The sequence below is a fragment of the Serratia sp. JSRIV004 genome (assembly GCF_019968705.1).
GTDB lineage: Bacteria > Pseudomonadota > Gammaproteobacteria > Enterobacterales > Enterobacteriaceae > Chania > Chania fonticola_B.
On the sequence record NZ_CP074140.1, the window covers coordinates 271,158 to 286,036 of the forward strand.

The 14,879-nt window shown below is 55.9% G+C and carries 13 protein-coding genes; all 13 read left to right on the forward strand.

The features are described from left to right. Positions 1-178: 178 nt before the first annotated feature. The 13 genes from wecA to KGP21_RS01215 all read left to right on the forward strand — a co-directional run bounded on the left by wecA (position 179) and on the right by KGP21_RS01215 (position 14,850). On the forward strand, positions 179-1,276 hold the full coding sequence (gene wecA, locus KGP21_RS01155) for a UDP-N-acetylglucosamine--undecaprenyl-phosphate N-acetylglucosaminephosphotransferase (RefSeq protein WP_024484187.1): 1,098 nt from the start codon (positions 179-181) through the stop codon (positions 1,274-1,276). Positions 1,277-1,295: 19 nt separating this feature from the next. Beyond that, positions 1,296-2,348: an ECA polysaccharide chain length modulation protein gene (gene wzzE / locus KGP21_RS01160; RefSeq protein ID WP_021181556.1), complete on the forward strand. Its 1,053-nt coding sequence runs from the start codon at positions 1,296-1,298 to the stop codon at positions 2,346-2,348. An 86-nt stretch (positions 2,349-2,434) separates the two neighbouring features. Next, positions 2,435-3,565 (forward strand): non-hydrolyzing UDP-N-acetylglucosamine 2-epimerase, encoded by a 1,131-nt coding sequence (gene wecB, locus KGP21_RS01165; protein ID WP_021181555.1) that lies wholly within the window; start codon positions 2,435-2,437, stop codon positions 3,563-3,565. Then, entirely contained in the window at positions 3,562-4,824 is a 1,263-nt protein-coding gene (wecC, locus tag KGP21_RS01170; RefSeq protein WP_021807747.1) for a UDP-N-acetyl-D-mannosamine dehydrogenase, read from the forward strand. Before wecB ends, wecC begins: the two co-directional genes overlap by 4 nt. Next, positions 4,821-5,888: a dTDP-glucose 4,6-dehydratase gene (gene rffG, locus KGP21_RS01175; RefSeq protein WP_021807748.1), complete on the forward strand. Its 1,068-nt coding sequence runs from the start codon at positions 4,821-4,823 to the stop codon at positions 5,886-5,888. Before wecC ends, rffG begins: the two co-directional genes overlap by 4 nt. A 66-nt stretch (positions 5,889-5,954) precedes the next feature. Then, complete coding sequence (rfbA, locus tag KGP21_RS01180; protein ID WP_059199113.1) at positions 5,955-6,836, forward strand: glucose-1-phosphate thymidylyltransferase RfbA; 882 nt, start codon at positions 5,955-5,957, stop codon at positions 6,834-6,836. Then, positions 6,814-7,533, forward strand: coding sequence for a dTDP-4-amino-4,6-dideoxy-D-galactose acyltransferase (rffC, locus tag KGP21_RS01185; RefSeq protein ID WP_223536962.1), 720 nt, complete (start codon positions 6,814-6,816; stop codon positions 7,531-7,533). The genes rfbA and rffC overlap by 23 nt, the downstream gene beginning before the upstream one ends. Continuing rightward, positions 7,520-8,650 (forward strand): dTDP-4-amino-4,6-dideoxygalactose transaminase, encoded by a 1,131-nt coding sequence (gene rffA / locus KGP21_RS01190; RefSeq protein ID WP_223536964.1) that lies wholly within the window; start codon positions 7,520-7,522, stop codon positions 8,648-8,650. The genes rffC and rffA overlap by 14 nt, the downstream gene beginning before the upstream one ends. A gap of 1 nt (position 8,651) precedes the next feature. Continuing rightward, positions 8,652-9,902: a lipid III flippase WzxE gene (wzxE, locus tag KGP21_RS01195; RefSeq protein WP_059199111.1), complete on the forward strand. Its 1,251-nt coding sequence runs from the start codon at positions 8,652-8,654 to the stop codon at positions 9,900-9,902. Continuing rightward, positions 9,899-10,984, forward strand: a complete 1,086-nt coding sequence (locus KGP21_RS01200) for a TDP-N-acetylfucosamine:lipid II N-acetylfucosaminyltransferase (RefSeq protein WP_037376579.1) — start codon at positions 9,899-9,901, stop codon at positions 10,982-10,984. Before wzxE ends, KGP21_RS01200 begins: the two co-directional genes overlap by 4 nt. Next, complete coding sequence (wzyE, locus tag KGP21_RS01205; protein WP_021807752.1) at positions 10,981-12,348, forward strand: ECA oligosaccharide polymerase; 1,368 nt, start codon at positions 10,981-10,983, stop codon at positions 12,346-12,348. The genes KGP21_RS01200 and wzyE overlap by 4 nt, the downstream gene beginning before the upstream one ends. An 8-nt stretch (positions 12,349-12,356) precedes the next feature. Next, positions 12,357-13,097: a lipopolysaccharide N-acetylmannosaminouronosyltransferase gene (wecG, locus tag KGP21_RS01210; protein ID WP_021807753.1), complete on the forward strand. Its 741-nt coding sequence runs from the start codon at positions 12,357-12,359 to the stop codon at positions 13,095-13,097. Between the two features lie 349 nt (positions 13,098-13,446). Further along, positions 13,447-14,850 carry an amino acid permease gene (locus KGP21_RS01215; RefSeq protein WP_209529123.1) on the forward strand — a complete coding sequence of 468 codons (1,404 nt, stop codon included), beginning with the start codon at positions 13,447-13,449 and terminating at the stop codon, positions 14,848-14,850. The last annotated feature ends 29 nt before the right edge of the window (positions 14,851-14,879 follow it).

Here is a 14,879-nt window from a genome sequence, read left to right on the forward strand (position 1 = left end):
ACTTATTGAGAACTTATCTTATTTGTGCCTGTTTTTGCATTAATGCGTTGAAGCAAGACACGTTTTGGGCATTGATAAGTGTCTATGTCATAGGAAATGACTGAAAGGTCGCTTGGTCATGTGGCGCGGTTTTTTACCCATGTTAAGCTGCCTCATCTTCTTCAGAGATTTGTTAACCGTGAACTTACTCACCATGAGTACTGAAATTCTTTTTGTTTTTCTGTTTTCTCTGGCTTTTTTATTTGTTGCTCGCAAGGCAGCAAAACCTATTGGTTTGGTTGATAAGCCTAATTATCGCAAACGTCATCAGGGGCTGATCCCGCTGGTGGGTGGGATTTCTGTTTACGCTGGCATCTGCTTTGCCTTCCTGATCACCGACCAGACGATTGCGCACAGCAAACTCTATCTCACCTGCGCCGGTGTCCTGGTCTTCGTCGGGGCGCTGGACGATCGCTTCGATATCAGCGTCAAGATCCGCGCCACTATTCAGGCACTGGTCGGCATCGCCATGATGGTATTTGCTGGCCTTTATCTGCGCAGCCTCGGCTATGTGTTTGGTGGCTGGGAAATGCAGTTGGGGCCGTTTGGCTATTTGGTGACGCTGTTTGCCGTTTGGGCGGCGATTAACGCCTTTAACATGGTCGACGGTATCGACGGCCTGCTCGGCGGTCTCTCCTGCGTGTCGTTCGGCGCGATGGGGATCCTGCTGTATCAAGGCGGCCATAGCGAGCTTGCCTTCTGGTGCTTCGCGATGCTGGCGGCCATTGTTCCCTATATTCTGCTCAACCTCGGCATCCTTGGCCGTCGTTATAAAGTCTTTATGGGTGACGCCGGGAGTACGCTGATCGGTTTTACCGCCATCTGGCTGCTGGTGCAAAGCTCGCAAGGGCCAAACCATCCGATCAAACCGGTCACCGCGCTGTGGATTATCGCCATCCCGCTGATGGATATGATTGCCATCATGTATCGCCGTCTGCGTAAGGGCATGAGCCCGTTCTCGCCAGACCGTCAACACATCCACCATTTGATTATGCGAGCGGGCTTTACGCCTCGTCAGGCTTTTGTGCTCATTACCTTGGCCGCAGCGCTGTTGGCGGCGGTTGGCGTGATAGGCGAACGTCTGACTTTCATACCTGAATGGGTTATGTTGGCATTATTCTTGCTTGCATTCTTCTTGTATGGCTATTGCATTAAACGTGCATGGCGGGTCGCGCGCTATATCAAACGTCTCAAGCGCCGCCTGCGGAATGCAACGAACAATAAGCAAGTACCTTAACTGAGGCTTTAGGGCAGTGATGAATCCTGAAACAACGTCTGACAAGAATACCCCGGTGGTCGATAACGAACTCGATATCCGCGGTCTGTGCTGCACCCTGTGGCGCGGCAAAAAATGGATTATCGGTTTTGCGGTGTTGTTTGCTGCCGTCGCGCTGATCGTTTCCTACCTGGTGAAACAGGAGTGGAGCGCTACGGCGATCACCGATAAGCCAACGGTGAATGCGCTGGGGGGATATTACTCTCAGCAGCAGTTCCTGCGTAACCTGGATCAGCGCACGCTGCCTGCGGTTGCCAGCGATCAGCCAGGCATCGCCGATGAAGCCTATAATGAATTTATCATGCAGTTGGCCGCCTATGACACGCGCCGTGATTTCTGGCTGCAAAGCGATTACTACAAGCAGCGCCAGGAAGGGGATGCCCGTGCCGATGCGGCGTTGCTTGATGACCTGATTAACAATATCCAGTTCACGCCGCGCGACGACAAAAAAGTGCTGAATGATAGCGTGAAACTCACCGCCGAGACCGCGCCAGACTCCAACCATCTGCTGCGTCAGTATGTTGCCTTTGCCAGCCACCGCGCGGCGCAGCATCTGAATGAAGAGATCCAGGGAGCCTGGGCGGCGCGTACCACCTCGATGAGTGCACAGGTCAAACGCCAGGAAGCGGTAGCCGATGCGGTTTATCAGCGTGAGCTCAAGACCGTGCAGCAGGCGCTGAAAATCGCCGAGCAGCAGGGGATTAGCCGTACGCAGACCGATACGCCAGCCGAACAGCTGCCAGACTCCGATCTGTTCCTGCTGGGCAAACCTATGCTGCAGGCGCGTCTGGAAGGTTTACAGGCTTCCGGCCCGGCTTACGATGTGAGTTACGATCAGAACCGGGCGATGCTGGCAACTCTGAACGTTGGCCCGACGTTGGATGCCAAATTCCAGACCTACCGCTATTTACGTACGCCGGAAGAGCCGGTGAAACGTGATAGTCCACGCCGGGTATTCTGGCTGATTATGTGGGGCGCAATCGGTGGCCTGATTGGTGCGGGCGTCGCCTTGGTACGCCGGCCACGTAGTTAACTAATAATATAATAATTTCGCTGTTGGGCACTGAGTGCCCAACTTTGCAGGTTCGCCTGCACTTCACCGACCAAAAGAGATTCGCTGTGAAAGTGTTGACTGTTTTTGGCACCAGACCGGAAGCCATCAAAATGGCACCTCTGGTACATGCTCTGGCTCAGGATGATGCCTTTGAGTCAAGAGTCTGCGTTACGGCACAGCATCGCGAGATGCTGGATCAGGTACTGCGTTTGTTTGAAATCGTACCGGATTACGACCTGAATATTATGAAACCGGGCCAGGGGCTGAGTGAAATCACCTGCCGCATTCTGGAAGGGATCAAAGGCGTACTGGAGGACTTCAAGCCGGACGTGGTGTTGGTTCACGGTGACACGACGACCACCATGGCGACCAGCCTGGCGGCGTTTTATCAGCGTATCCCGGTGGGGCATGTCGAAGCGGGCCTGCGTACCGGTAATCTCTATTCTCCTTGGCCTGAAGAGGCCAACCGCAAGTTGACGGGGCATTTGGCGATGTATCACTTCTCGCCAACCGAAAATTCACGGCAGAACCTGTTACGTGAATCGCTGCGGGACGACCATATTTTCGTCACGGGTAACACCGTGATCGATGCGTTGCTGTGGGTGCGCGACCGCATCATGCACAACCCAGAGCTGCGCAGCAGCCTTGACCAACGTTATCCTTTCCTGGATGCCAACAAAAAGCTGATCCTGGTGACTGGGCACCGTCGCGAAAGCTTCGGCGGTGGGTTTGAGCGCATCTGTAGCGCCTTGGCCGAGATTGCTCTTCAGCATCCTGACGTGCAGGTGGTGTATCCGGTGCATCTCAACCCGAACGTCAGCGAGCCGGTTAACCGTATTTTGAAGGGGATCGATAACATCATTCTGATCGATCCGCAGGATTACCTGCCGTTTGTCTATCTGATGACGCGATCTTATCTGATCCTGACCGACTCGGGCGGCATTCAGGAAGAGGCGCCATCGCTGGGGAAACCGGTGTTGGTGATGCGTGATACCACCGAGCGGCCAGAAGCGGTAGATGCCGGCACGGTACAGCTGGTGGGAACGGACGTAGCTAAAATTGTTGATGCGGTAACCCGGTTATTGACAGACGAAGGCGAATACCACGCCATGAGCCGGGCGCATAACCCATACGGTGACGGGCATGCCTGCCAACGTATCCTCGAAGCTTTAAAGAATCATCAGGTGACACTATGAGTTTTAACACTATTTCAGTTATTGGCCTGGGCTATATCGGTTTGCCAACGGCGGCGGCGTTTGCTTCCCGCAAGAAGAAAGTGGTGGGCGTAGATGTTAACCAGCACGCGGTAGATACCATTAACCGCGGTGCCATCCACATCGTCGAACCTGATTTGGATCGCGTGGTAAAAGAAGCGGTAGAAGGCGGTTACCTGCAGGCGGTGACTAAACCGCTGGCGGCCGATGCGTTCCTGATTGCCGTACCAACGCCGTTCAAAGGCGATCACGAACCCGATCTGGCCTACGTTGAAGCCGCCGCCAAGTCATTGGCACCGGTACTGAAAAAGGGCGACCTGGTGATCCTGGAGTCTACTTCACCGGTGGGCGCTACCGAGCAGATGGCCCTGTGGTTGGCAGAGGCGCGTAGCGATCTGAGCTTCCCGCAGGATGCCGGTGAGCAGGCCGACGTGAACATTGCCTACTGTCCTGAGCGCGTGCTGCCTGGGCAGGTAATGGTTGAGCTGATCCAGAATGACCGAGTGATTGGCGGGATGACGCCAAAATGCTCCGAGCGCGCCAGCGCGCTGTACAAGATTTTCCTCGAAGGTGAGTGTGTGATCACCAACTCGCGCACCGCCGAGATGTGCAAACTGACGGAAAACAGCTTCCGCGACGTTAACATCGCGTTTGCCAATGAGCTTTCGCTGATCTGTGCCGAGCAGGGCATTAATGTGTGGGAACTGATCCGCCTGGCCAACCGTCATCCGCGCGTCAACATTCTGCAACCTGGCCCAGGCGTGGGCGGGCACTGTATCGCCGTTGACCCTTGGTTCATCGTGGCGCAGAACCCGCAGCAGGCTCGTCTGATCCATACTGCGCGCCTGGTAAACGACGGCAAACCGCTCTGGGTGGTCGATCAGGTCAAGGCAGCCGTGGCAGATTGCCTGGCGGCCACCAATAAGCGCGCTTCTGAAGTGAAAATCGCCTGCTTCGGTTTGGCGTTCAAACCTAATATCGACGACCTGCGTGAAAGCCCGGCGGTTGAAGTAGCCCACCTGATTGCCGACTGGCACGTAGGTGAAACCCTGGCGGTCGAGCCTAACGTTGAGCAATTGCCGAAGTCACTGGCGGGCCTCGTTACGCTGAAAAAACTGCCTGAGGCCTTACAGCAGGCGGATGTGATCGTCATGCTGGTCGATCATAAAGAATTCAAGGCCATCAGGCCGGAAGAGATTAAGCAGTCCTGGATCGTGGACACCAAAGGAGTTTGGCGTTGAAACGTATTTTGGTCACCGGCGGGGCCGGATTTATCGGCTCTGCCGTGGTAAGACATATCATCGAGGGGACCCGCGATAGCGTGGTGGTGGTTGATAAGCTCACCTATGCCGGTAACCTGGAGTCGCTGGCGGGTGTAGCGGACAACGAGCGCTATGCTTTCGAGCAGGTAGATATCTGCGACCGTGCCGCACTAGACCGCGTATTTGCGCAGTACCAGCCGGATTTCGTGATGCACCTGGCGGCAGAAAGCCACGTTGACCGCTCGATCGACGGCCCGGCGGCCTTTATCGAAACCAACATAGTGGGCACTTACACCATGCTGGAAGCTGCCCGCCATTATTGGCAGGCGCTGGCGGCAGAGAAAAAGCAGGCTTTCCGTTTCCATCATATCTCTACCGATGAAGTGTACGGCGACCTGCACGGTACCGACGATCTGTTTACCGAAACCACGCCTTACGCGCCAAGCAGCCCGTATTCTGCCTCCAAGGCCTCAAGCGACCACCTGGTGCGCGCCTGGCTGCGTACCTACGGTTTCCCTACCGTCGTGACCAACTGCTCCAACAACTACGGCCCTTACCACTTCCCAGAGAAGCTGGTGCCGCTGGTGATCCTTAATGCCATCTCCGGCAAACCGCTGCCGGTCTACGGCGATGGTGCGCAGGTGCGTGACTGGCTGTTTGTGGAAGACCATGCGCGGGCGTTATATCAGGTGGTGACAGAAGGTGTGATTGGGGAGACCTATAACATCGGCGGCCACAACGAGCGCAAAAACATCGAAGTGGTACAGACCATCTGCGATCTGCTGGAAGAACTGGCACCGAACAAACCGCAGGGCGTGGCGAAATATCGCGATCTGATCACTTACGTCAAAGATCGCCCAGGCCATGATATGCGTTATGCCATCGACGCGGGCAAAATTGAACGTGAACTGGGTTGGCGCCCACAGGAAACCTTTGAAAGCGGCATCCGCAAAACGGTTTCCTGGTATCTGAACAATGAAACCTGGTGGCGCCGCGTGCAAGACGGTTCCTATGCAGGCGAGCGTTTAGGGCTAAACCAATAATCCTATCTAGATAAACGCACGGAAGGCTATAAGCGCCGTGCGGCTAGCGGAAGTTCAGGAGTCATGATGAAAGGTATTATTCTAGCCGGCGGTTCGGGGACGCGTTTGCACCCGATCACCCGCGGCGTCTCCAAGCAGTTGCTGCCCATTTACGATAAACCGATGATTTACTATCCGCTCTCGGTGCTGATGCTGGCCGGGATCCGCGATATTCTGATTATCTCTACGCCTGAAGATCTGCCCTCGTTTCGCCGTTTGCTGGGCAGCGGTGAAGAGTTTGGCATCAACCTCAGCTACGCCGAACAACCGAGCCCGGACGGGTTGGCACAGGCCTTCCTGATTGGCGAAGAGTTTATCGGCGGCGAGCCGTGCTGCCTGGTGCTGGGCGACAATATCTACTTCGGCCAGGGCTTCAGCCCGAAACTGAAAAGCGTGGTCCAGGGTCTGAAAGGTGCCACGGTATTCGGTTACCAGGTCATGGACCCAGAGCGCTTTGGCGTAGTGGAGTTCGACGATAACTTCCGCGCGCTGTCGATTGAAGAAAAGCCGTTGAAGCCGAAGTCCAACTGGGCGGTCACCGGTCTCTATTTCTATGACAACCAGGTGGTGGATTTCGCCAAGCAGGTGAAGCCTTCCGAACGCGGCGAGCTGGAAATTACCAGCATCAACCAGATGTATCTGGAGCGTGGCGAGCTGAGCGTCGAGCTGCTGGGGCGTGGTTTTGCCTGGCTCGATACCGGTACCCACGACAGCCTGATCGAAGCCAGTACCTTTGTGCAGACGGTAGAGAAGCGCCAAGGGTTCAAGATTGCCTGTCTGGAAGAGATCGCCTGGCGTAACGGTTGGCTGGATGATGATGGCGTAAGACGCTCGGCGCAGGCGTTAGCCAAAACCGGCTATGGCAAATACTTACTGGATTTACTGCATGTCCGTCCACGCCAATATTGAGCCTTTGGGCTGGGAAAGCGAGTATTTCCAACTCACCAGCGCCAAATTGCATTTTGACGAGGCGGCTCCTGCGCTTACGGCAACTGAACTGGATGCGTTTGCGCTGGTTCAGGCCAAGATCCCGGCCCAGCGTCTGGATTTGGCCGATGGTTTGGCAGCCGCGGGGTTTCGGCTGGTGGAGGGCGAAGTGGACTTTGCCCTGGCAATTGGCACAGATTGTGCATTGAATTTACCGGCCATCCGCATCGCCCAGTCCGAAGATATTCCACTGTTGCGTTCGGTGGCGGCCAAGGTTTTTGCCGCCAGCCGTTTTCGCGCGCCTTGGTATCAGCCGCAGGACAGCGGGCGTTTTTACGCCACCTGGATTGAAAAAGCGGTGCTGGGGACGTTTGACCATCAGTGCCTGCTGGTGCTGGGTAGCGATGGGGAGCCAGAAGGGTTTGTCAGCCTGCGTGATATTGGCCAGCAAGAGGCGCGTATCGGCCTGCTGGCGGCATTTCCAGGTGTACAAGGTAAAGGGACCGGTTCTCGGCTGATGACTGCCGCGATCGCCTGGTGCCAGCAGCAACGGCTGCAGCGCCTGCGGATCGCGACTCAAATAAGTAATATTGCCGCGTTACGGCTCTATCAACGGCACGGTGCCACCCTAGAAAGCACCGCGTATTGGTTCTATAGAGGTTTACATGATCCCATTTAACGCTCCACCGGTTGTTGGCACGGAACTCGATTATATGCAGGCTGCGATGAGCAGCGGCAAACTCTGTGGTGATGGTGGTTTTACCCGTCGCTGCCAGCAGTGGATGGAACAGCATTTTGGCTGCCCAAAAGTGCTGCTGACGCCGTCTTGCACCGCGTCACTGGAAATGGCCGCCATCCTGCTGGATATCCAGCCGGGTGATGAAGTGATCATGCCGAGCTACACCTTCGTGTCCACCGCTAACGCCTTTGTGCTGCGCGGGGCGGTGATGGTGTTTGTCGATCTGCGTCCAGACACCATGAACATCGATGAGACCAAGATCGAAGCGGCGATCACCGATAAAACCCGTGCCATCGTGCCGGTGCATTACGCTGGCGTAGCCTGTGAAATGGACACCATCATGGCGCTGGCGAAGAAGTACAACCTGATGGTGGTGGAAGATGCCGCGCAGGGCGTGATGTCGACCTATAAAGGCAAAGCCTTGGGGACTATCGGCCATATCGGTTGCTTCAGTTTCCATGAGACCAAAAACTACACCGCTGGCGGTGAAGGTGGCGCGACGCTGATTAACGACCCGGCCCTGATCGATCGTGCCGAAGTGATCCGTGAAAAAGGCACCAACCGCAGCCAGTTCTTCCGTGGTCAGGTAGACAAATATACCTGGCGCGATATTGGTTCCAGCTATCTAATGTCAGATCTGCAAGCCGCTTATCTGTGGGCACAGCTGGAGGCCGCCGAGACGATCAACCAGCGCCGCCTGAAGCTGTGGCAGAAATATTACGATGCATTGAAACCGTTGGCAGACTCAGGGCGTATCGCCTTGCCGGTCATTCCGGCCAACTGCGTGCACAACGCCCATATGTTCTACATCAAGCTGAAAGACGTGCAGGATCGTACCGCGTTTATCGACTACCTGAAAGAAGCCGAAATCATGTCGGTGTTCCACTACATCCCACTGCACGCCTGCCCGGCGGGTGAGAAGTTTGGCCGTTTCTCCGGCGAAGACCGCTTCACCACCAAAGAGAGCGAGCGCCTGGTGCGTCTGCCGCTGTTCTTTAACATGTCAGACGTCAATCAACGTACGGTGATCAATACCATTCTGAGCTTCCTCGCCTGATATGTCGCTGGCAAAAGCATCGATTTGGACCGCGGGCTCCACGCTGATCAAGATCGGCGTGGGGTTGCTGGTGGTAAAAATGCTGGCGGTGGCCTTCGGCCCCAGCGGGGTCGGGCAGGCGGGTAACTTCCGCCAGTTGATCACCGTGCTGGGCGTGCTGTCGGGGGCCGGAATTTTTAACGGTATCACCAAGTATGTGGCGGAATACCATCAGGATCCGCAGCGGTTGCGTATGGCGGTGGGCACCGCGTCCAGCATCGTGCTGGGTTTCTCAACCCTGCTGGCGCTGGTGTTCCTGTTTGCTGCCGAGCCGATCAGCCGTGGGCTGTTTGGCCATGGTGACTATGTGAACGTGGTGCGTGCGGTGGCGTTTATCCAGATGGGGATTGCCTACGCCAACCTGTTCCTGGCGATCCTCAAAGGTTATCGCGATGCGATGGGTAACGCGCTGGCGGTGATCGCCGGTAGCCTGATAGGTGTGGTGGCCTTTACGCTATGCTTTAAGCTGGGCGGTTATGAAGGCGCGTTGGCCGGGTTGGCTCTGGTTCCTGCCCTGGTGGTGTTGCCTGCTGGTTTCATGCTGTGGCGGCGCAAGGCGCTGCCGCTGCGTTATCTGGCGCTGGCCTGGGATAAGGCGCTGGCCAGCCATCTCGGTAAGTTTACCCTGATGGCGCTGATCACCTCCGTGACCTTGCCGGTTGCCTATGTAATGATGCGTAACCTGTTGGCAGAACATTACGGCTGGGACGAAGTAGGGATCTGGCAAGGGGTGAGCAGTATCTCCGATGCCTACCTGCAGTTTATTACCGCTTCTTTCACCGTTTATCTGCTGCCAACGCTGTCGCGCCTGCAAGAGAAAAGCGCCATTTCGCGGGAGATCGTGCGCTCGCTGAAGTTTGTGCTGCCTGCGGTCGCCGCTGCCAGCTTTACCGTCTGGCTGCTGCGTGACTTCGCCATCTGGCTGCTGTTCTCTGAGAAATTCGTTGCCATGCGCGATCTGTTTGCCTGGCAACTGGTGGGGGACGTGCTGAAAGTCGGGGCCTACGTCTTCGGTTACCTGGTGATCGCCAAGGCGTCGCTCCGTTTTTATATTCTGACAGAGGTCAGCCAGTTTGCCTTGCTGACGCTGTTCTCGCACTGGCTGATCCCGCTGCACGGCGCATTAGGGGCGGCACAGGCCTATATGGCAACCTACATCGTGTATTTTGCGCTCTGTAGCTGCGTATTTATTCTTTATCGTAGACGAGTATGACCATACTAATCCACGTACTGGGATCTGATATCCCGCATCATAATCAGACGGTGCTGCGCTTCTTTAATGACGTGCTGGCTGACCGCCTGCCCGCAGAACAAGTGTGTCACTTCATGGTGGCAGCCAAAGACGTGGCCGCGTTGGGCCACTTTCCAAAGTTGACCATCGAGGCTTTCCCTGGCAAGAAGAGCCTGGCAGAGGCAGTGATTGCCCGTGCCAAGGCCAACCGTGACACTCGCCTGTTCCTGCATGGCCAGTTTAACGCAACGTTGTGGCTGGCCTTGCTGAGCGGCAAGATCAAGCCGCGCCAGGTGAGCTGGCATATCTGGGGGGCCGATCTGTATGAAAACGCCACCAGTTGGAAATACCGCCTGTTCTACGTGCTGCGCCGCATTGCCCAAGGGCGGGTGGGCCACGTGTTTGCTACCCGAGGCGACCTGATCCACTATCAGCAGCGGCACGCACGCGTTCCGGCCTCGCTGCTGTATTTCCCAACGCGGATGGATCCTGCCCTGACGGGTATCGAAGTTGAAAAGAACCTGGCTGGGCCGATGACTATCCTGGTGGGCAATTCTGGTGATACCACCAACCGCCATATTGAGGCGTTGCAGGCGATCCATCAGCAATTTGGTGACAAGGTGCGGGTGATTTTGCCGATGGGCTATCCGGCCAATAACGACGCCTATATTGCCCAGGTGCGCGCGGCGGGCCTGAAGCTGTTCTCCGAACAGAATCTGCAACTGCTGACCCAACAGGTGGCGTTTGACGATTATCTCAATATTCTGCGTGAGTGCGATCTCGGCTACTTCATTTTCGACCGTCAGCAGGGGATCGGTACGCTGTGCCTGTTGATCCAGTTTGGCGTGCCTTTTGTACTGAGCCGCAAGAACCCGTTCTGGCAGGATCTGGCTGAGCAGCATCTGCCGGTGCTGTTCTATGGCGACTCGCTGGATGAAGCCGTGGTGCGCGAATCACAGCGCCAACTGGCAACGCTGGATAAGCAGTCTATTGCCTTTTTCAATCCGAACTACGTGGATGGCTGGCAGCAGGCATTGGCGCTGGCGGCGGGGGAAAACCCATGACGCTGGCACAGTTTGGCGGGCTGTTTGTCGTCTATCTGATCGGGGCGCTGTTTGTGCTGACCCTGACCTATCAGGAGTTTCGGCGCGTCCGCTTCAACTTTAACGTCTTCTTTTCCCTGCTCTATCTGCTGACGTTTTACTTTGGCTTCCCGCTGACCTGCCTGCTGGTATTCCAGTTTGACGTGGCCGTGGTGCCGGTAGAGTTCCTGCTTTACGCCATCCTTTCGGCTACCGCCTTCTACGCGATTTACTACGTCAGCTACAAGACGCGGTTGCGTAAACGCACTGGCCAGCCGCATAAGCCGGTGTTCACCATGAACCGGGTTGAGACGCATATCACCTGGATATTGCTGGCGCTGGTGGCGATCGGCACCGTGGGCATCTTCTTTATGCAGAACGGTTTCCTGCTGTTCAAGCTTAACTCCTACAGCCAAATCTTCTCCAGCGATGTGTCAGGGGTGGCGCTCAAGCGCTTCTTCTACTTCTTTATCCCGGCGATGCTGGTGGTCTATTTCCTGAAACAGGATCTGCGCGCCTGGTTCTTCTTCCTGGCGGCCACGGTGGCGTTTGGCATTCTGACCTACGTGATCGTGGGCGGCACCCGTGCCAACATCATCATCGCGTTCGCTCTATTCCTGTTTATCGGCATTGTGCGCGGCTGGATCTCGCTGTGGATGCTGGTGGCCGCCGGGGTGTTCGGCATCGTCGGCATGTTCTGGCTGGCGTTGAAACGCTATAGCCTGGATGTCAGCGGCCCGGAAGCGTTCTACACTTTCCTGTATCTGACCCGTGATACCTTCTCGCCGTGGGAGAACCTGGGGCTACTGCTGCAAAATTACGACAAGATCGATTTCCAGGGGTTGGCCCCGATCGTGCGTGATTTCTATGTCTTCATCCCTGCCTGGCTGTGGCCGGGGCGGCCGGATCTGGTGCTGAATACTGCCAACTACTTTACCTGGGAAGTGCTGGACAACCACTCCGGGCTGGCGATTTCCCCAACGCTGATTGGCTCGCTGGTGGTGATGGGTGGGGTGCTGTTTATCCCACTGGGCGCTATTGTGGTGGGCCTGATCATCAAGTGGTTCGACTGGCTGTATGAGCTTGGCAAAAGTGAACAGAACCGCTTTAAGGCGGCGATTTTGCAAGGGTTCTGCTTTGGTGCGGTGTTTAATATCATCGTGCTGGCGCGTGAGGGGGTCGATTCGTTTGTCTCACGCGTGGTGTTCTTCTGCATCATTTTTGGTGCCTGCCTGATATTGGCAAAATTACTGTACTGGCTGTTTGATGCTGCCGGGCTTATCAAGACTCGAATTATGCGCAAGCGCGCGTTGGCTCCAGCAGCCAACTCCCTTGTGCCAAGGTAATAGTGACAATGGAAGCAAACATTTCGGTTCCCAAGTATGAGCTGCGTGGTTTCAGCCTGTGGGGCTTTCGCAACATGGCGCAGTGCATGGATTTTCTGTTCGACGGTGGCAGGGTCAAGCAAGGCACCCTGGTGGCGATGAACGCCGAGAAAATCCTCAATGCAGAAACCGATCCGGCGCTGCATGCCCTGTTGGATGAGGCGGAGTATAAATATGCCGATGGCATCAGCATGGTGCGCTCCATCCGCCGCAAGTATCCTGGCGCGGAGGTGTCGCGTGTGGCTGGGGCCGATCTGTGGGAAGCCATGATGCAGCGTGCCGGGCAGGAAGGTACGCCGGTGTTTCTGGTTGGCGGCAAGCCTTCGGTGCTGGCAGAGACCGAGCAGAAGCTGCGTAGTCAGTGGAATGTGAATCTGGTTGGCAGCCAGGATGGCTACTTCAAACCAGAACAGCGGGATGCCTTGTTTGAACGCATTCGTGCCAGCGGCGCGGCTATCGTGACCGTGGCAATGGGATCGCCCAAGCAGGAAATCCTGATGCGGGATTGCCGCAAGGTACATCCACAGGCGCTGTATATGGGGGTTGGTGGCACCTATGACGTGTTTACCGGCCATGTGAAGCGTGCCCCCAAGGTGTGGCAGAATCTGGGCCTGGAGTGGCTCTATCGCCTGCTCAGCCAGCCGAGCCGTATACGCCGCCAGCTTCGGCTACTCAAGTTCGTCGGCTATTACTATACCGGCAAGATGTGATCCTCCGGCTGGAGCAGCCCATCTGTTGCTCCAGCGTCTGTTTTGCGCAAATAATCTCCCTGTCGGCCATAACGTGGTCAAAGCTATAACCTCGGTCAATCATTCCCTCGTCACTTATTCCATAAGGTTTTAATTCGCGGTTTGCTTATAGCGGCAAAATGCGAAACCATAACGCCCGCAAATTTCCCCAGGCCCTAGTGTCACTTCCTCGTCATTACATGGTGCGGATTGCTCGCCAAGTAGCGTTTTGCGCGGGTGGGGGATGAATTACACTCAACTTGTCTAAAACAATAATGACCGGCACCGATCGGCAGGCAAACAACATCATAAAAGATATGACTGAGGATTTATGGCAAGCAAAGAAAAACCACAAGGTTTACATCGCGGGTTAGAAGCGCGACATATAGAGCTGATCGCCCTGGGTGGGACGATTGGCGTGGGTCTGTTTATGGGATCGGCCAGTACGCTAAAATGGGCAGGGCCTTCAGTGTTGCTGGCCTATATCATCGCCGGCCTGTTTGTGTTCTTCATCATGCGTTCGATGGGGGAGATGCTGTTCCTGGAGCCGGTGGCGGGCTCTTTCGCCGTCTATGCGCACAAATACATGAACCCCTTTTTCGGCTATCTCACCGCCTGGGGCTACTGGTTTATGTGGCTTGCCGTGGGGATATCGGAAATCACGGCTATCGGCGTCTATGTACAGTTCTGGTTCCCTGAGGTACCGCAGTGGCTGCCAGCGTTAATTGCGGTCGCCATGGTCGCGTTAGCCAACCTGGCGGCGGTGCGTCTGTACGGTGAGCTGGAGTTCTGGTTTGCCATGATCAAGGTTACCACCATTATCGTGATGATCCTGGTGGGCTTGGGGGTGATCTTCTTCGGCTTCGGCAACGGCGGGCAGCCGACCGGGTTTGCCAACCTGACGGCTCACGGCGGCTTCTTTGCTGGTGGCTGGAAAGGCTTCCTGTTTGCGCTGTGTATCGTGGTGGCCTCTTACCAGGGAGTTGAGCTGGTCGGTATTACCGCCGGGGAAGCCAAAAACCCGCAGGTAACGCTCAAACGTGCGATCAACAACATCCTGTGGCGTATTCTGATTTTCTATGTCGGTGCCATCTTCGTGATTGTCACCATCTTCCCGTGGAACGGTATCGGCACCGCTGGCAGCCCGTTTGTGCTGACCTTTGCCAAGATTGGTATTGTTGCCGCTGCGGGTATCATCAACTTTGTGGTGCTGACCGCCGCACTCTCCGGCTGCAACAGCGGCATGTATAGCGGCGGCCGCATGCTCTATGCCTTGGCCAAGAACCGTCAACTGCCTGCGGCATTGACCAGGCTTTCTGCCAGCGGCGTGCCGGTCAACTGTATTGCCATCACCATCATTTGCCTGTTGGTGGGGTCGGCGCTGAACTACGTTATTCCCAATCCTCAGCAGGTGTTCGTCTATGTCTATAGCGCCAGCGTGCTGCCGGGCATGATGCCGTGGTTCGTGGTGTTGATCAGCCAGATCTACTTCCGCCGAGCCCACAAAGAAGCGATGAAGACTCACAGCTTCAAGTCATTTATGTTCCCTTACATGAACTACCTGACCATCGCTTTCCTGATTTGTGTGCTGGTTGGCATGGGGATCAATCCGGATACGCGGATTTCGTTGGTGGTGGGGATGATTTTCCTGGCTGCGGTGAGCCTGTGCTACTTTGTATTCGGTATGCACAAAGTCCATCATGAGCCTGAAAAGCGGACAGAAAGTCAGCGCTAAGCTTAAGAAAAGGGCCCTGTCGGGCTCTT

Bases quoted from the DNA above. Each gene is read 5' to 3' on its own strand.
- wecG (WP_021807753.1), top strand. From the start codon at position 12,357: ATGGAAGCAAACATTTCGGTTCCCAAGTATGAGCTGCGTGGTTTCAGC.
- KGP21_RS01200 (WP_037376579.1), top strand. From the start codon at position 9,899: ATGACCATACTAATCCACGTACTGGGATCTGATATCCCGCATCATAAT.
- rffA (WP_223536964.1), top strand. From the start codon at position 7,520: ATGATCCCATTTAACGCTCCACCGGTTGTTGGCACGGAACTCGATTAT.
- KGP21_RS01215 (WP_209529123.1), top strand. From the start codon at position 13,447: ATGGCAAGCAAAGAAAAACCACAAGGTTTACATCGCGGGTTAGAAGCG.
- wzyE (WP_021807752.1), top strand. From the start codon at position 10,981: ATGACGCTGGCACAGTTTGGCGGGCTGTTTGTCGTCTATCTGATCGGG.
- rffC (WP_223536962.1), top strand. From the start codon at position 6,814: ATGTCCGTCCACGCCAATATTGAGCCTTTGGGCTGGGAAAGCGAGTAT.
- wzxE (WP_059199111.1), top strand. From the start codon at position 8,652: ATGTCGCTGGCAAAAGCATCGATTTGGACCGCGGGCTCCACGCTGATC.
- wecC (WP_021807747.1), top strand. From the start codon at position 3,562: ATGAGTTTTAACACTATTTCAGTTATTGGCCTGGGCTATATCGGTTTG.
- rfbA (WP_059199113.1), top strand. From the start codon at position 5,955: ATGAAAGGTATTATTCTAGCCGGCGGTTCGGGGACGCGTTTGCACCCG.
- wzzE (WP_021181556.1), top strand. From the start codon at position 1,296: ATGAATCCTGAAACAACGTCTGACAAGAATACCCCGGTGGTCGATAAC.